This window comes from Idiomarina tyrosinivorans, from assembly GCF_003987475.1.
Taxonomy (GTDB): Bacteria; Pseudomonadota; Gammaproteobacteria; order Enterobacterales; family Alteromonadaceae; genus Idiomarina; species Idiomarina tyrosinivorans.
Genome location: NZ_PIQH01000002.1, coordinates 105493 through 121308, shown reverse-complemented (window position 1 = coordinate 121308; position 15816 = coordinate 105493). Strand labels below are relative to the sequence as shown.

General features: G+C 52.2%; 17 protein-coding genes. 6 read left to right on the top strand and 11 right to left on the bottom strand.

Going from position 1 to position 15816, the window contains the following annotated elements:
• Positions 1-23: 23 nt before the first annotated feature.
• The 5 genes from CWI84_RS02550 to CWI84_RS02525 all read right to left on the bottom strand — a co-directional run bounded on the left by CWI84_RS02550 (position 24) and on the right by CWI84_RS02525 (position 3134).
• Positions 24-377, bottom strand: a complete 354-nt coding sequence (locus CWI84_RS02550) for a hypothetical protein (protein WP_126841010.1) — start codon at positions 375-377, stop codon at positions 24-26.
• Positions 378-484: 107 nt separating this feature from the next.
• Complete coding sequence (locus tag CWI84_RS02545; RefSeq protein WP_076723594.1) at positions 485-676, bottom strand: DUF7706 family protein; 192 nt, start codon at positions 674-676, stop codon at positions 485-487.
• A 54-nt stretch (positions 677-730) separates the two neighbouring features.
• Complete coding sequence (locus tag CWI84_RS02540; RefSeq protein WP_241968711.1) at positions 731-952, bottom strand: hypothetical protein; 222 nt, start codon at positions 950-952, stop codon at positions 731-733.
• Positions 953-1069: 117 nt separating this feature from the next.
• Positions 1070-1354 carry a hypothetical protein gene (locus tag CWI84_RS02535; RefSeq protein ID WP_126841008.1) on the bottom strand — a complete coding sequence of 95 codons (285 nt, stop codon included), beginning with the start codon at positions 1352-1354 and terminating at the stop codon, positions 1070-1072.
• An 814-nt stretch (positions 1355-2168) separates the two neighbouring features.
• The gene (locus CWI84_RS02525; RefSeq protein WP_198674476.1) at positions 2169-3134 is read right to left on the bottom strand and encodes an integrase domain-containing protein; all 966 of its coding nucleotides are present in this window, start codon (positions 3132-3134) and stop codon (positions 2169-2171) included.
• Positions 3135-3575: 441 nt separating this feature from the next.
• Here CWI84_RS02525 and CWI84_RS11715 point away from each other — a divergent pair, with 441 nt between their 5' ends.
• The gene (locus tag CWI84_RS11715) at positions 3576-3734 is read left to right on the top strand and encodes a hypothetical protein (protein ID WP_157980984.1); all 159 of its coding nucleotides are present in this window, start codon (positions 3576-3578) and stop codon (positions 3732-3734) included.
• A gap of 460 nt (positions 3735-4194) precedes the next feature.
• Here the strand turns inward: CWI84_RS11715 and CWI84_RS02520 are convergent, their stop codons facing one another.
• The 5 genes from CWI84_RS02520 to intI1 form a co-directional block, all read right to left on the bottom strand.
• Positions 4195-5460 (bottom strand): hypothetical protein, encoded by a 1266-nt coding sequence (locus tag CWI84_RS02520; RefSeq protein ID WP_126841007.1) that lies wholly within the window; start codon positions 5458-5460, stop codon positions 4195-4197.
• Positions 5461-5656: 196 nt separating this feature from the next.
• Positions 5657-6739 carry a BsuBI/PstI family type II restriction endonuclease gene (locus CWI84_RS02515; RefSeq protein WP_241968710.1) on the bottom strand — a complete coding sequence of 361 codons (1083 nt, stop codon included), beginning with the start codon at positions 6737-6739 and terminating at the stop codon, positions 5657-5659.
• Positions 6699-8528 carry an HsdM family class I SAM-dependent methyltransferase gene (locus CWI84_RS02510; protein WP_126841005.1) on the bottom strand — a complete coding sequence of 610 codons (1830 nt, stop codon included), beginning with the start codon at positions 8526-8528 and terminating at the stop codon, positions 6699-6701. Before CWI84_RS02510 ends, CWI84_RS02515 begins: the two co-directional genes overlap by 41 nt.
• Complete coding sequence (locus CWI84_RS02505; RefSeq protein WP_126841004.1) at positions 8525-9109, bottom strand: recombinase family protein; 585 nt, start codon at positions 9107-9109, stop codon at positions 8525-8527. The genes CWI84_RS02510 and CWI84_RS02505 overlap by 4 nt, the downstream gene beginning before the upstream one ends.
• Positions 9110-9382: 273 nt before the next feature.
• Positions 9383-10396: a class 1 integron integrase IntI1 gene (gene intI1, locus CWI84_RS02495; protein ID WP_000845048.1), complete on the bottom strand. Its 1014-nt coding sequence runs from the start codon at positions 10394-10396 to the stop codon at positions 9383-9385.
• 342 nt (positions 10397-10738) lie between these two features.
• Between intI1 and CWI84_RS02490 the strand changes: the two genes are divergently transcribed.
• From CWI84_RS02490 to CWI84_RS02460, 5 genes are all read left to right on the top strand, one after another.
• Entirely contained in the window at positions 10739-11998 is a 1260-nt protein-coding gene (locus CWI84_RS02490; protein WP_126841002.1) for a CmlA family chloramphenicol efflux MFS transporter, read from the top strand.
• A 92-nt stretch (positions 11999-12090) separates the two neighbouring features.
• Positions 12091-12882 carry an ANT(3'')-Ia family aminoglycoside nucleotidyltransferase AadA2 gene (locus CWI84_RS02480; RefSeq protein WP_001261740.1) on the top strand — a complete coding sequence of 264 codons (792 nt, stop codon included), beginning with the start codon at positions 12091-12093 and terminating at the stop codon, positions 12880-12882.
• Between the two features lie 163 nt (positions 12883-13045).
• Positions 13046-13393: a quaternary ammonium compound efflux SMR transporter QacE delta 1 gene (locus CWI84_RS02475; protein ID WP_000679427.1), complete on the top strand. Its 348-nt coding sequence runs from the start codon at positions 13046-13048 to the stop codon at positions 13391-13393.
• A complete protein-coding gene (sul1, locus tag CWI84_RS02470; RefSeq protein WP_000259031.1) occupies positions 13387-14226 on the top strand; it encodes a sulfonamide-resistant dihydropteroate synthase Sul1 in 840 nt (279 codons plus the stop codon). Before CWI84_RS02475 ends, sul1 begins: the two co-directional genes overlap by 7 nt.
• Before the next feature lie 127 nt (positions 14227-14353).
• Complete coding sequence (locus CWI84_RS02460; protein WP_000376623.1) at positions 14354-14854, top strand: GNAT family N-acetyltransferase; 501 nt, start codon at positions 14354-14356, stop codon at positions 14852-14854.
• On the opposite strand, the gene CWI84_RS02455 is transcribed toward CWI84_RS02460, so the two are convergent.
• The gene (locus CWI84_RS02455; protein ID WP_001381192.1) at positions 14823-15815 is read right to left on the bottom strand and encodes a TniB family NTP-binding protein; all 993 of its coding nucleotides are present in this window, start codon (positions 15813-15815) and stop codon (positions 14823-14825) included. The genes CWI84_RS02460 and CWI84_RS02455 overlap by 32 nt on opposite strands.
• Between the last annotated feature and the right edge of the window lies 1 nt (position 15816).

The following is a 15816-nucleotide window of genomic DNA, read 5'->3' as shown; positions in this document are numbered from 1 at the left end:
ACAAGCTGGCCCTTTGTTGGTGTTTAACTACAACCTTCATCTTCAATAACAATATACCGCTCGGGATCATCATAAATCTTGATCGCTTGGTAATACGTCATTGAAGTGAGATCGGTATCTACGCTCGGCTCAAGTTCTGAAGCAGGCGGCCTCTGATCGTAGACATCAATTTCGAACACTCGTGTTCTGTCAATACATAGCTCCACACGGAACGCCCGATCTTTTGATTTCCAATAGTAGTACCCAGACGCCTCACTAGAACAAAATGGACTGTAAAGGGCAACTGGGTCTTTACCATGAACGTGGATAAAGTCTTCACTTTCCGGTATTGGAAAAGGGTCTACTCCACCATTGCGATAAAATATCTCTGAAATCATAATTACTTTCTCCTTACGATAGGTTGTTAAATAATACCAATCTAAGTGGCTCTATAAAGAAGCCGAAATTGCCCAATAAGAGCAATTTCGACCGTTTCATAGAGTGTTTACCGTGGTGCATATCCCGATTCAGCAAGACCCTTCTGCAACGCAGATAAAGCCTCTCTCATCAAATACGCCTCGTCATCGTCAACAGCATTAATCCTCACTTCTTGCCAACCAACTCGCTTTACAAGCTGCGCTAAAGCCAAGGCCTGCGCATCGGACAGCTCAGTCAGGACGGATACTGTGTTATCCATAAGGACCTCCTATAGGAAGGAGGGAAGCCCCCAAGGGCATCCCCAGGGGCTTCATTAATGCACCGCATCGTAGTGCGACTTCGCGTAGGCAAGATCGAGCGTAAAGGTAATCTCAATCCGGTCCACGACGAGGTCGAACTTACGGGCGTGTTCCAACAGATTGGACCGGAACACTGATTCGGCTTCGTCATGCGACGTTGCGTTAACGGTTTCAGCGATTAACTCACCTTCTGCGTTGTCGTAACAGACGTCGGTGTAGTACACACGTCCGCACACATCGAACTGGTGATTCCCTGATTGATTTTGAGTTTGTCCCAGCATGTCTATTCTCCAAAAATGAAAAGCCGGGACTTCGCCCTACCGGGCTTAGTACCCGGCTGGGTGGTTTAATACTTACCGAGGACCGGCAAGTGATTTGTTGCAGTGGAGCGCAGGTCGAATGACCTCACCATCAATGATGCGGCCAGTGATGAATCCGACAGGAGGATTCTGTTCTGATTGCTCCGGTTCAATAACGTCCCCAGTTATTGGCGACGCGGTTTGACTGACGACCCGTACGGGCCGCGCTTTGAACATTGATCGAACGATGACGTTAAGAGCGCGGGCTACCAGTGAGGCACCAAACGCAATAACACCAACCGTGACAATCATGACCAAAACGAATGTGGAAAAGTACATATAAAGCTCCAAACAATGGTTAATTGAAAGGGGCTTATCCGTGACCGGGAAGCCCCGGTTACGGGTTTAAATGATTTATCGGGAACGCGAGAACCAATCTGAAACTGGCTCAAACTTGTCGCCCGACTTCATTATTTCGATGAAGTCATCCTCGTTGTCACATCGGGCCAAACCGAAATAGCTTTTCGTAAATCGGCCATCAAGGCACCGAAGGACCGTGAAGTGGAGATTTCCTTTTGACTCACAGTGAGCCATGACAATCCCTCTGCGTTGATACACATGGGAATCATTCAAAGGAAGCACCAAGCCGTTGACTTCGAGTTTTTTCATCTTGCACCTCAAATAGTTTTGAGGGGTCTCCCAGTACAGGGATACCCCTGTACTGGGATGATGGTTAAACTTGCTGTTTGTTTGAGGAGGCCAGCTACCTCTCTATTTCCGGCGGTTCCGGAAATTGAAGATAGGTTATCGGACAATGGCCGTGAGGCACGAAGCTACTTTTTCCCTTTTTGGGCGCAAAGAGGTTTTTTGTCTACTTGGGCCTGGGAGGTTCGCCTGGTCTGCCTAACAGCTCCCATAGAAGTCTGAAGGCATAGAAATGATCCCGTAGGGTTGTACTGCTCAGATGGCTCTGCCGCGCATAGTACCGGTGGATATGTGCTCTACCCACCTGATTAGGCTGGCTTACGCCTTGCTCATGGGCCGCAATATCTGACAGTGCAGCAATCAGCCGTTTCACCATCGCCCGTCTGGCTGTCTTGCCACCATGGCGAACATACACATGTGCTCGCTCTCTTACCCATTTTTCCATCGCTTACCCCAAATATGAGTTTGTTACGTCAATACGACCGTGTCCCAGCTCCCGCGCTATCTCAGCACGAATCTCCTGATCCAGTGTCTTGGCCTGGGCGACCGAGATCCCCAGTTCCTTGGACAGGTATTCATGATGAGCCCGACCGTGGGCCACACCAGCGCGGATAGGGCTATCGGCCCCCATAAGGACCCTGTAGCGCTCCTGGGCATAGTGGTGACGTTCACCATGGAAATTCACGGGGTGACGCCCAATCTCCCGATATGCCTCTTGTCGAAACTCTCTGTATGTCTGGTTGCCTGGGATCATACTGCGGCCATCCTGGATGGCCGCAGCTCTCTGAAGAGCGGTTATCTGAGAATTAGAGGTAATCGGCACCATACGCTGGCGACCACCTTTGGTTCCGTCCTTGATGGCAACAACCCCTTCTTTCTCTGCCTGTTTCAGCGCCCGAGTCGCATCAAGCTTGGCCGACTCCTCGAATCGCAGGCCAAAGTTGCGCTGCACCTCCAGCAGCGCTCCCAGCCGTTCTGAGACAGCCCCTATAACTGTCTGGTGGGCCGCTTCCGAAACGCTCCGGTCGCTCGATGCGATCCCTGAACGCTTGGGAAGCCCGCCCTCAGCGACAGGCGCTACTCTGACCTGTCGGTCGCCACGAGCAATCTCCATCACCCGGTTTACTGCCGACAGGTAGTTTTGGGCCGTAGAAGGAGAAATCTCGCCACGCTCAAACCTATCGTTCAGATGGGTCGCGTAGGCCACCAGATGGGCCTTCTCGATGTCCCGCATGTCCTTTATGCCCTGTTCTGTCTTGATCCAGGATGAAAAAACGCTCCAACGGTCATGGATCGTTGCAATTGAAGCAAAGCTTCTCATCCCCTCTTTGAGCGCGTTGAGACCCGCCCGCGTCATATCACGGCTCTTAAGGCCATAGTTTCTGGCATCCGGATTGGATCGTTCTGAGCGCATAGTGCTATTCCTTCTTGTTCTGGTTCTGGCCTGCCCGAAAATCATTGGTAAGTGATAAACGCGATTTTTTTAATCAGCTTCGCGTGCTGAGGCCAAATCAGGGTTCTTGCCCTGGCAAAGGGTGGATAAACCGAACACCCACGGTCATTTACATACGATCAACACTGCTATGGAGCGGGCTGCTCTCGCCACTGGCTGGTCTGTTCCGTTGGAACAAACTGCCAGCAGCTCCGGCTGGTGAAGTCGCTTTTCTTGGAAAGTTAGCGCGTAGCGCTCGCCGCCTTGCGCGGCGGTGTTCGCGCACATTCGTGCGCGGGGCGAAAGCCTTGAGCCATTGAGGCACAAGGCTTTCGGCGGGGTTTGCTACCCCGTCTCTGTTTTCGCCGTTGGCGACAGAGACGGGGAGGGGCATGGTGCAAGCTCGGCATACGCCAGGCTCACATGGTTGAGGCAGAGGTGATCCTCTGGAATTTGGCTGCTCATGATCGAGTGCCAGGTACGCCACAAATTCAAGAGAACAGTAGCGAGGAGGGGCATTTGCCAACTGCAAGCAGCGGCAACGATGACGATCTAGCGTCAGGGGTTCACGAATGGGGATGAAGTTCATCAGGGGTTCCTCCGAAGGGTTACAGACGGAGGAATGCCCATGGGGGACAGTCCCCCAGAGGGTTGGTTAGATAAAGGCAAGCGCCTTGTTTACATAAACTGCTGTTTTCGGCCAGCTACCATTTACGTCATTAATATTAATAGGTTTTTTGGATCGGTCAAGCCCCAAAAGAAGGTCTCGTAAAAGGCTGTTGTGAGACCCATCTCTCGAAATGCCTGGACTTTCTGATACTGAAGTCGGAATTGGGCCTCACAAAGTCGCTTTTTGAGACTCGCCCTTGGGAAAGTAACAATTTCATCGCTTAAAACCCTAAAACGGGTCTCTAAAAGCAGCTTTACGATTGACGATGATGCAGGAGGAGGAATTTGACTAGAAGAACTTACTTGAGGGAGCAATTTTTGATGGGAATTGCGGAGAATAACTTGATTAACTGCCTGGTGAGAAAGTGCCTACTTAGGCTTTAGCGGCGAATTTCATTTTTACAAGATCCTTTACCTCCTCTCGAAGGCGCGCATTGCCTTCGAGAATTTTCATCTGTTCACTGTCCCACTTTTGGTGCTTCTCTAAATACCCCATCCACGGGGCAGCTCCGCAAGTAGATCGAATGATTCGAGAGTCGTAGTTAAATTGTTCGAGAATTTCGGGGATTGGTTTAGCTACAGCGTCAACGATAATAATTTTCAGACGTTCGTTGAGAACCATGGCATTGGACAACCGGTAATTGACATGCTTATCACCGAAGCCATATCCGATAATAGTAAGTTCATCCACTTCATTCAGCTTACGACTTAAAAGTCCAAGCTTTTCTTCTCCTGATTTTTCATTTGTAGTTAAACTGTATTTACTACCGCCAGTCAGCATAGATTGACAAATAATATCCAACTCCCCGTCGGCATTAGTTATCACTCTATCTCTGCCGGAATGCACTTTTTGACCGCCAATATAATGCGCCATACTCTGAACTTGAATAAAATCGTGCATTAACTCTGGTGAGCCGTTCGACAACGATAGTGATTGGTTACAAAGCATAGATCCATCACGATACTCAAGCTCAGACAACCCACCATGTAGTTTTACAAGGTTTACGCCAAACTCATCTTGGAAAAAACCGCTCGATTCATATAATTTTTCTCTGATGGAATATGTGAGTTTAACTGTCTTTTCAGTATCTTTATTATCTAGAGGAAATGAAATGTTGTGTTCATCTCCATATGTAATAGGAATCTTATAATCCAGTGCCAGACACTCGAAATACATGTCATGATTAAGGGTAAAAACCCAAGTTTCAGAATCCGATAAAAGAGCCCTTAGAGATTTAAAACATGGAGCATTTTTCAGATAAACTTTGGGGTATGAGGTAAGCTGATAAAGATTTAGGATTTCGTGGATTACTGTATAGAAGACTTGGAATATATAGTTAAACGTATCTCTATCAGACTGAGTTATATCATGGCGTTTAGAGTAATTTTGAATAGTTGAAAGTAACTCTTCATAATTTTCCCCTCGGTACTCGACAACCATATCTACAGCCAGAGAAAGAGCTTTTTTGTTGATAGGCCTGTCTTCCCCATAGGGGACTTTAAGCGCTAAATTCTCTACAAAGCGTTTGTTCGCATGTTTATTTGAAAAAACGCTCAAGAATATTTCCGTCAACTCGGACGCAATAGGCATGCCCAAGTCGTACGAAAACCCAGCACCGAGAAGTAGGGCCTTTTTCATTAATCAGTAACCATATAGTAGCTGCTAGCTATTATGATTACTGCGATGAAAAATACGAGTAACCCAATGTTCCAACCGATCAGCATTAACATAAAGAACACCACACAGAGTTAATACAAATCCTATAAAACCAAGGGCTGTATACATTGTTACTGTTAAATCAATCATATATCCCCAAAATCAAAGTAAGATTTGTTCATGTTAAAGAGAATTCCGATAATGTGTGAGATTCACCATCCTTGAGTTCAATAATGTTAGTAGGCTCTGAACAAAACCAAGCATATGTACCCCACGCCAACTCCGACATAGCTTTCTTGAATGCTGGTGCGGAGCGATCCTGGAAGGCAGTAACAAAGGCTAAATGCTCACGGCTAAATCCCGCTTCCACCGCAATCTCAGTTAATTTCTTTTTACGGACAGAATTTACTGGGCCATCAGAGGCTACGATCTCAATGAATACGAAAAGCATATCGCTGCCATCTGTCTTGGTTCCCAAATCAACCAATATGACATCCGGTAGTGTCTTTGATGGGTCGATCTTCAGTTTCAACCTACTGGCGAGATCAATTCCAACTTTTTCACCGGATTGTGATAACCACAATACAGCAGGATTCTTGAGGAACTTAGGCGCAAAATCCTCGATAACACACTTTCCAATCACACCAGAAGGCCCTGACTCAAGGGTTACCACACCGGAGTTGGGTAACGTAGCTGTGATGGTATCTGAGTTGGCCGCAGCCGCGTTCGCTCCTAACAATCTTATCCGGCTGAGTGCCGCCGGATTGAGGTGTGCTTTCTGCCAGGCAAGAATCGCATCCTCCAACTGCTGGCCGACTAAGCTCTCATCAAAAAGAGCCGCAAATTTTTGAGTCATCGCATATTTTGGTAGTGGCGTAGTGACTGGCAAACCAGCTCTCTCCAAAACCGCCCCCAAAGCGATGAACCCATACCGTATAGTCTCATCCCTGACGGGCTCTCGCGAGTTCGGAGCGTACCAAGTGTTAGCTGGCCGTTCCTTCTTGCTGGAGAGAGCCTGTTCGACCCAAGCGTTGCGCTCCTCGTCCGACAGCAGCACTGCCTGCTCATCCGACATGTCAGTAACTTGGCTCGGACGAATCCAGCGCTCCTGTCCGTCAATCGCTCCTGCATAGAACATTACATAAAGCGTGCGGGCCGCCATTTCGCGGGTAACGTAGTTACGATTTTCTGTCCCATCTGGGAAGATCTGTGGCAATCGCTCAGCGATTACCTCCAGTTTTGGTACTTTCGGCCAGCTCAACTTTGTTCTCTCCATACAGTTTGGCTACACATTTCTCAATCGTGAGTCTATCAGAACCGGCCAAAATGATCTTCTGCAGCTTTGTCAAGCCTTCAATCGTGGGTAGAGGAACCGACATCAGCTCATAGGCAGAGACTGCAACACTGCCGCTTATACAGCGATATATGCGGTCGAAGACCTCTGAGTTGAGGAGAGCGTTAATCGTTTCGACAGTCACTTCTCTGATCAGACCGTCGGAGTAAACAATATTCAAATGATTCTCAACTACAACGCCGTTGTTTCGGTCGATAAAGTCTTGGGGGATGACTGCGCCCAAAATCCGACGACTCTGTTCTTTTGATGTAGTTCTCTGGACTAAAACACATGACTCCCGTGTAATAAGGTGTTGTTGGTTGTTCTTCACCTCGATATAGGGGACATGATTCCGTTTCACTGCTGAGAATTTAAAGCCTTGAGCTGTAACTGACTCGGCCCATATCAACGGTAACGAATTTTTCGTCTTTTCTGATTTAAGCTGAGTTTTATGCCGATTCCAAACCAACTTTCCAGTGGATACAACATATCCAAGGTCAGGAAGCCGTGTTTGCATCTTCTTAATACGGTTAAGTAAAGCTGCGTCTTTTGATACCCTGGGAATTAGCCAAGGCCCATCGCCCTTAACAATACCCACTTTACCAATGTGCTCTACTTTAGCTTCATTAAGCCCTTGCGGGACGAGAAGTGATACTTTAGAGGGGCCACGTCGCGCTCCCTTCTTAAAGGTCGTCAGTAATGTTTCCTGGAGCACATCATCAAACACCCCTTCTCGGTTAGAAATGAAGTCGAAAGCTCGTGGTGCCGCTTCAGTAAGTAACAATTCTCGTAGCGCCTTGAAATACTGACCGCCCAGAAATGATGTTGGCGTGAGGTAGGCGATGACTCCATCTTCCTTAGCGGTTCTCAATGCAAGGTCAGTAAACAAGCCATAAAGATTGGCGTGACCGAACAATGAACGTGCGTATTTATCTCTTAAACCTGTATCAAGCGTAACTTTCCCATATGGGGGATTGCCAATCACCAAATCAAATTTTGTCGATGACTCATATGCAAGTGCGTCACCAACAGTTATTACGTCTTTTGGTAACCTCTTCCGGGCCTTAATGCACAAATCAATGAGCACCGATTCAAGAAGAACATGCGTCATCCAGGCGGCAAAGGGGTCTATCTCCACCCCCTTCAATCGCTTACCTATCTGCCGAATCTTCCATTCTGCTGATGTGCTTTTCGATTTTTCAAGCATTCGTGTTGCTACAGGTGCTAAGAATGCTCCACCACCACAGGCTGGATCTATTATGGACGCTTTGCTGAAATCAACCCCAGCATCTTCGGATAAATCAAGTAGACGGGAAACTAAAGGAGGCGGCGTATAGTAAGCTCCCAGCTTTGAGCGGAAAGCCACTGGTAACATCGCTGTGTAGATTGAGCCAATCAAAAATCCCGCATCAATATCGGGAAACTGAGCGATTACTCGCCCTGTGCTTTTTGCAACGTCTTCAGCATCTGACGCAACATCAGCGAGAAATGTATCACGGGGAACTGGAAAAATTTTAAGCTTAGAGCCGTGGCGCGAATTAACCTCATTCCAATACGAAGTCACCAGAACGGCGCAATATGATCGAGCTACAGCCAGACGATACTCATCATCGGAGATGGAGCTAGCATACCCCCGTGCCATGCTTTTACAAGCATCATACCTGACAAGGGGCTCTTCCGATTCGCTTAAAATATCCTGAAAGTGATACGCATTCATGCCTTCGTACCCTCGCGGTCAGGTTTAACTACCCCGACCCTGTTGTAAATAGTTGTTCTAGAGACTCCAAATCGCTTGGCAATATCAGAGACGGGTATATTTGGATCCTTGAGTAGAGCTTTAATCTCTCGAATGTCTTTCTGTTTCAGCTTTGGTTTACGTCCACCAAGTCGGCCACGTGCCCGCGCGGCCTTCAATCCAGCTCGTGTTCTCTCGCTGATTAGATTTCTCTCAAATTCGGCAAGTGCAGCAAATACGTGAAAAACCAGCTTGCCAGAGGCACTTGTCGTTTCGATCTTTTCTTGAAGACTCTCAAATCCGATTTTCTGTTCTTCCAGGGTCGTCACGAGTTTGACCAAATCACCCAAGCTTCGTCCCAGACGATCCAGCCTCCAAACCACCAACGTGTCGCCTGAACGCAGAGCTTTCAGGCAAGCCTCAAGCTCCGGCCTTTCAGTGTTCTTCCCACTGGTTTTATTTTCATAGATGACCTGGCAGCCCGCTTTCTCCAAAGCATCCCTTTGGAGGTGCAGGTTTTGATCATCCGTTGAAACGCGGGCATAGCCAATACGTTGATTCATGTACAGTTAATTTACATAGAAAAATATACGAGTATTTTAACAGATTGCACACCGAGAATCCATGCGAAATGTGTCGTTTTCAGAAGACGGCTGCACTGAACGTCAGAAGCCGACTGCACTATAGCAGCGGAGGGGTTGGATCCATCAGGCAACGACGGGCTGCTGCCGGCCATCAGCGGACGCAGGGAGGACTTTCCGCAACCGGCCGTTCGATGCGGCACCGATGGCCTTCGCGCAGGGGTAGTGAATCCGCCAGGATTGACTTGCGCTGCCCTACCTCTCACTAGTGAGGGGCGGCAGCGCATCAAGCGGTGAGCGCACTCCGGCACCGCCAACTTTCAGCACATGCGTGTAAATCATCGTCGTAGAGACGTCGGAATGGCCGAGCAGATCCTGCACGGTTCGAATGTCGTAACCGCTGCGGAGCAAGGCCGTCGCGAACGAGTGGCGGAGGGTGTGCGGTGTGGCGGGCTTCGTGATGCCTGCTTGTTCTACGGCACGTTTGAAGGCGCGCTGAAAGGTCTGGTCATACATGTGATGGCGACGCACGACACCGCTCCGTGGATCGGTCGAATGCGTGTGCTGCGCAAAAACCCAGAACCACGGCCAGGAATGCCCGGCGCGCGGATACTTCCGCTCAAGGGCGTCGGGAAGCGCAACGCCGCTGCGGCCCTCGGCCTGGTCCTTCAGCCACCATGCCCGTGCACGCGACAGCTGCTCGCGCAGGCTGGGTGCCAAGCTCTCGGGTAACATCAAGGCCCGATCCTTGGAGCCCTTGCCCTCCCGCACGATGATCGTGCCGTGATCGAAATCCAGATCCTTGACCCGCAGTTGCAAACCCTCACTGATCCGCATGCCCGTTCCATACAGAAGCTGGGCGAACAAACGATGCTCGCCTTCCAGAAAACCGAGGATGCGAACCACTTCATCCGGGGTCAGCACCACCGGCAAGCGCCGCGACGGCCGAGGTCTTCCGATCTCCTGAAGCCAGGGCAGATCCGTGCACAGCACCTTGCCGTAGAAGAACAGCAAGGCCGCCAATGCCTGACGATGCGTGGAGACCGAAACCTTGCGCTCGTTCGCCAGCCAGGACAGAAATGCCTCGACTTCGCTGCTGCCCAAGGTTGCCGGGTGACGCACACCGTGGAAACGGATGAAGGCACGAACCCAGTGGACATAAGCCTGTTCGGTTCGTAAACTGTAATGCAAGTAGCGTATGCGCTCACGCAACTGGTCCAGAACCTTGACCGAACGCAGCGGTGGTAACGGCGCAGTGGCGGTTTTCATGGCTTGTTATGACTGTTTTTTTGTACAGTCTATGCCTCGGGCATCCAAGCAGCAAGCGCGTTACGCCGTGGGTCGATGTTTGATGTTATGGAGCAGCAACGATGTTACGCAGCAGGGCAGTCGCCCTAAAACAAAGTTGGGCGCACAATAAGGCTCCTCGCAGAGTTGCTTGAAAGTTGTTACGATTCAAATTCAATCATGAGATAGTCGGCAGATGAGCATTTCCAAGAACGCAGACAAGTAAGCCGCAGCAACCTTCATTTTTCGGTTGTTGCGGCGTTCTCAAGAATCCTTTTGCTCTACGGGAGCGCCGCCAAATCCTTTGTTCAAGGAGATGGTTTCGTGAGCTCAAAAAATTTTAGTTGGCGGTACTCCCTTGCCGCCACGGTGTTGTTGTTATCACCGTTCGATTTATTGGCATCACTCGGCATGGACATGTACTTGCCGGCAGTGCCGTTTATGCCAAACGCGCTTGGTACGACAGCGAGCACAATTCAGCTTACGCTGACAACGTACTTGGTCATGATTGGTGCCGGTCAGCTCTTGTTTGGACCGCTATCGGACCGACTGGGGCGCCGCCCCGTTCTACTGGGAGGTGGCCTCGCCTACGTTGTGGCGTCAATGGGCCTCGCTCTTACGTCATCGGCTGAAGTCTTTCTGGGGCTTCGGATTCTTCAGGCTTGTGGTGCCTCGGCGTGCCTTGTTTCCACGTTTGCAACAGTACGTGACATTTACGCAGGTCGCGAGGAAAGTAATGTCATTTACGGCATACTCGGATCCATGCTGGCCATGGTCCCGGCGGTAGGCCCATTGCTCGGAGCGCTCGTCGACATGTGGCTTGGGTGGCGGGCTATCTTTGCGTTTCTAGGTTTGGGCATGATCGCTGCATCTGCAGCAGCGTGGCGATTCTGGCCTGAAACCCGGGTGCAACGAGTTGCGGGCTTGCAATGGTCGCAGCTGCTACTCCCCGTTAAGTGCCTGAACTTCTGGTTGTACACGTTGTGTTACGCCGCTGGAATGGGTAGCTTCTTCGTCTTTTTCTCCATTGCGCCCGGACTAATGATGGGCAGGCAAGGTGTGTCTCAGCTTGGCTTCAGCCTGCTGTTCGCCACAGTGGCAATTGCCATGGTGTTTACAGCTCGTTTTATGGGGCGTGTAATACCCAAGTGGGGCAGCCCAAGCGTCTTGCGAATGGGAATGGGATGCCTGATAGCTGGAGCAGTATTGCTTGCCATCACCGAAATATGGGCTTCGCAGTCCGTGTTAGGCTTTATTTCTCCAATGTGGCTAGTGGGTATTGGTGTCGCCACAGCGGTATCTGTGGCGCCCAATGGCGCTCTTCGAGGATTCGACCATGTTGCTGGAACGGTCACGGCAGTCTACTTCTGCTTGGGCGGTGTACTGCTAGGAAGCATCGGAACGTTGATCATTTCGCTGTTGCCGCGCAACACGGCTTGGCCGGTTGTCGTGTACTGTTTGACCCTTGCAACAGTCGTGCTCGGTCTGTCTTGTGTTTCCCGAGCGGAGGGCTCTCGCGGCCAGGGGGAGCATGATGTGGTCGCGCTACAAAGTGCGGAAAGTACGTCAAATCCCAATCGTTGAGAGAATGTGGCAAGCTATCGCCCAACAAATCGCTGCAGCCGACCCAAAACCGCTACGCGGTTTCGGTCGGCTGAGCTCAGGCGTTAGACATCATGAGGGTAGCGGTGACCATCGAAATTTCGAACCAACTATCAGAGGTGCTAAGCGTCATTGAGCGCCATCTGGAATCAACGTTGCTGGCCGTGCATTTGTACGGCTCCGCAGTGGATGGCGGCCTGAAGCCATACAGCGATATTGATTTGTTGGTTACTGTGGCCGTAAAGCTTGATGAAACGACGCGGCGAGCATTGCTCAATGACCTTATGGAGGCTTCGGCTTTCCCTGGCGAGAGCGAGACGCTCCGCGCTATAGAAGTCACCCTTGTCGTGCATGACGACATCATCCCGTGGCGTTATCCGGCTAAGCGCGAGCTGCAATTTGGAGAATGGCAGCGCAATGACATTCTTGCGGGTATCTTCGAGCCAGCCATGATCGACATTGATCTAGCTATCCTGCTTACAAAAGCAAGAGAACATAGCGTTGCCTTGGTAGGTCCGGCAGCGGAGGAATTCTTTGACCCGGTTCCTGAACAGGATCTATTCGAGGCGCTGAGGGAAACCTTGAAGCTATGGAACTCGCAGCCCGACTGGGCCGGCGATGAGCGAAATGTAGTGCTTACGTTGTCCCGCATTTGGTACAGCGCAATAACCGGCAAAATCGCGCCGAAGGATGTCGCTGCCGACTGGGCAATAAAACGCCTACCTGCCCAGTATCAGCCCGTCTTACTTGAAGCTAAGCAAGCTTATCTGGGACAAAAAGAAGATCACTTGGCCTCACGCGCAGATCACTTGGAAGAATTTATTCGCTTTGTGAAAGGCGAGATCATCAAGTCAGTTGGTAAATGATGTCTAACAATTCGTTCAAGCCGACCGCGCTACGCGCGGCGGCTTAACTCCGGCGTTAGATGCACTAAGCACATAATTGCTCACAGCCAAACTATCAGGTCAAGTCTGCTTTTATTATTTTTAAGCGTGCATAATAAGCCCTACACAAATTGGGAGATATATCATGAAAGGCTGGCTTTTTCTTGTTATCGCAATAGTTGGCGAAGTAATCGCAACATCCGCATTAAAATCTAGCGAGGGCTTTACTAAGCTTGCCCCTTCCGCCGTTGTCATAATCGGTTATGGCATCGCATTTTATTTTCTTTCTCTGGTTCTGAAATCCATCCCTGTCGGTGTTGCTTATGCAGTCTGGTCGGGACTCGGCGTCGTCATAATTACAGCCATTGCCTGGTTGCTTCATGGGCAAAAGCTTGATGCGTGGGGCTTTGTAGGTATGGGGCTCATAATTGCTGCCTTTTTGCTCGCCCGATCCCCATCGTGGAAGTCGCTGCGGAGGCCGACGCCATGGTGACGGTGTTCGGCATTCTGAATCTCACCGAGGACTCCTTCTTCGATGAGAGCCGGCGGCTAGACCCCGCCGGCGCTGTCACCGCGGCGATCGAAATGCTGCGAGTCGGATCAGACGTCGTGGATGTCGGACCGGCCGCCAGCCATCCGGACGCGAGGCCTGTATCGCCGGCCGATGAGATCAGACGTATTGCGCCGCTCTTAGACGCCCTGTCCGATCAGATGCACCGTGTTTCAATCGACAGCTTCCAACCGGAAACCCAGCGCTATGCGCTCAAGCGCGGCGTGGGCTACCTGAACGATATCCAAGGATTTCCTGACCCTGCGCTCTATCCCGATATTGCTGAGGCGGACTGCAGGCTGGTGGTTATGCACTCAGCGCAGCGGGATGGCATCGCCACCCGCACCGGTCACCTTCGACCCGAAGACGCGCTCGACGAGATTGTGCGGTTCTTCGAGGCGCGGGTTTCCGCCTTGCGACGGAGCGGGGTCGCTGCCGACCGGCTCATCCTCGATCCGGGGATGGGATTTTTCTTGAGCCCCGCACCGGAAACATCGCTGCACGTGCTGTCGAACCTTCAAAAGCTGAAGTCGGCGTTGGGGCTTCCGCTATTGGTCTCGGTGTCGCGGAAATCCTTCTTGGGCGCCACCGTTGGCCTTCCTGTAAAGGATCTGGGTCCAGCGAGCCTTGCGGCGGAACTTCACGCGATCGGCAATGGCGCTGACTACGTCCGCACCCACGCGCCTGGAGATCTGCGAAGCGCAATCACCTTCTCGGAAACCCTCGCGAAATTTCGCAGTCGCGACGCCAGAGACCGAGGGTTAGATCATGCCTAGCATTCACCTTCCGGCCGCCCGCTAGCGGACCCTGGTCAGGTTCCGCGAAGGTGGGCGCAGACATGCTGGGCTCGTCAGGATCAAACTGCACTATGAGGCGGCGGTTCATACCGCGCCAGGGGAGCGAATGGACAGCGAGGAGCCTCCGAACGTTCGGGTCGCCTGCTCGGGTGATATCGACGAGGTTGTGCGGCTGATGCACGACGCTGCGGCGTGGATGTCCGCCAAGGGAACGCCCGCCTGGGACGTCGCGCGGATCGACCGGACATTCGCGGAGACCTTCGTCCTGAGATCCGAGCTCCTAGTCGCGAGTTGCAGCGACGGCATCGTCGGCTGTTGCACCTTGTCGGCCGAGGATCCCGAGTTCTGGCCCGACGCCCTCAAGGGGGAGGCCGCATATCTGCACAAGCTCGCGGTGCGACGGACACATGCGGGCCGGGGTGTCAGCTCCGCGCTGATCGAGGCTTGCCGCCATGCCGCGCGAACGCAGGGGTGCGCCAAGCTGCGGCTCGACTGCCACCCGAACCTGCGTGGCCTATACGAGCGGCTCGGATTCACCCACGTCGACACTTTCAATCCCGGCTGGGATCCAACCTTCATCGCAGAACGCCTAGAACTCGAAATCTAACGTCCGTTCGGGCATCGAGGTCCATGTCGGGGTGGGACGGGCCCGTGGCTTCAAGATCACTTGCAGTCCGACCGCGATGTCTTGGTTGCGCGAGAGGTTGTCGACAGGCCATGCTGAGTGTGCGATGGTTGATCGCTTCCTCGCCGCTCTCCACGGCGACGATGGCCGCCGCCATCAGCAAGTGCGCCAGTTCCCCTATGGTGCCCTCGCTGCGTGTGAGCAGGTAGCGAGCCATGTCCAGCGTGGCAATTGGGGAAGGCCGGCGCAGCGGGAGCGAAGCGGCGAAGCTGGCCAGCAGTGAGCAGCAATCGTCGTTGGCCTCCCATACCGGCAGCATCATCGGCTCGAAGCGATTTTCCAACTGGTCATCGGAGCGGATGGCTAGGTAGGCGTCGCGCGTGCCTACCCCAACCAACGGGATGCGCAGTTCGTTGCCGAGGAAGCGCAGCAGGTTGAGGAATTCCCGGCGGTTGACGCTGTTGCCGGCCAGCACGTTGTGCAGCTCGTCGATCACCAGCATGCGCACGCCGACCTTGCGCAGCAGTGCCAGAGCCAGTTGCTCCATTTCCGGCAACCGTGGGCGTGGGCGCAGCGGCGCGCCCATCGCGGCGAGCAGCGCGACGTAGAAGCGGATCACGGACGGCTCGGACGGCATCTGCACGACCAACACCGGGATGTGCTCCTGGTCGGCGTCGGAGCTGGCCGGGTGGGTGCGGCGGAACTTCTCGACGATCATCGACTTGCCATTGTTGGTCGGGCCAACCAGCAGCAGGTTGGGCATGCGTTGCTTGTTTGGCCACGCATAAAGGGCTTCCAGCCGGTTCAGCGCCTCGACTGCGCGCGGATAGCCGATCCAGCGGTCGGCGCGAAGGCGCTGGATGCGCTCGTCCGCCGGAAGACGGGCCAAGCCCTGGGCCGCCGGCAGCAGGTGGGACAGGTCGATGATGGGATATTCGTCCACG

Excerpts from the sequence above, each read along its gene's own strand:
- CWI84_RS02550 (WP_126841010.1), bottom strand. The coding sequence starts at position 377 with ATGATTTCAGAGATATTTTATCGCAATGGTGGAGTAGACCCTTTTCCA.
- CWI84_RS02545 (WP_076723594.1), bottom strand. The coding sequence starts at position 676 with ATGGATAACACAGTATCCGTCCTGACTGAGCTGTCCGATGCGCAGGCC.
- CWI84_RS02535 (WP_126841008.1), bottom strand. The coding sequence starts at position 1,354 with ATGTACTTTTCCACATTCGTTTTGGTCATGATTGTCACGGTTGGTGTT.
- CWI84_RS02525 (WP_198674476.1), bottom strand. The coding sequence starts at position 3,134 with ATGCGCTCAGAACGATCCAATCCGGATGCCAGAAACTATGGCCTTAAG.
- CWI84_RS11715 (WP_157980984.1), top strand. The coding sequence starts at position 3,576 with ATGGTTGAGGCAGAGGTGATCCTCTGGAATTTGGCTGCTCATGATCGA.
- CWI84_RS02520 (WP_126841007.1), bottom strand. The coding sequence starts at position 5,460 with ATGAAAAAGGCCCTACTTCTCGGTGCTGGGTTTTCGTACGACTTGGGC.
- CWI84_RS02510 (WP_126841005.1), bottom strand. The coding sequence starts at position 8,528 with ATGAATGCGTATCACTTTCAGGATATTTTAAGCGAATCGGAAGAGCCC.
- CWI84_RS02505 (WP_126841004.1), bottom strand. The coding sequence starts at position 9,109 with ATGAATCAACGTATTGGCTATGCCCGCGTTTCAACGGATGATCAAAAC.
- intI1 (WP_000845048.1), bottom strand. The coding sequence starts at position 10,396 with ATGAAAACCGCCACTGCGCCGTTACCACCGCTGCGTTCGGTCAAGGTT.
- CWI84_RS02480 (WP_001261740.1), top strand. The coding sequence starts at position 12,091 with ATGAGGGTAGCGGTGACCATCGAAATTTCGAACCAACTATCAGAGGTG.
- CWI84_RS02475 (WP_000679427.1), top strand. The coding sequence starts at position 13,046 with ATGAAAGGCTGGCTTTTTCTTGTTATCGCAATAGTTGGCGAAGTAATC.
- sul1 (WP_000259031.1), top strand. The coding sequence starts at position 13,387 with ATGGTGACGGTGTTCGGCATTCTGAATCTCACCGAGGACTCCTTCTTC.
- CWI84_RS02460 (WP_000376623.1), top strand. The coding sequence starts at position 14,354 with ATGGACAGCGAGGAGCCTCCGAACGTTCGGGTCGCCTGCTCGGGTGAT.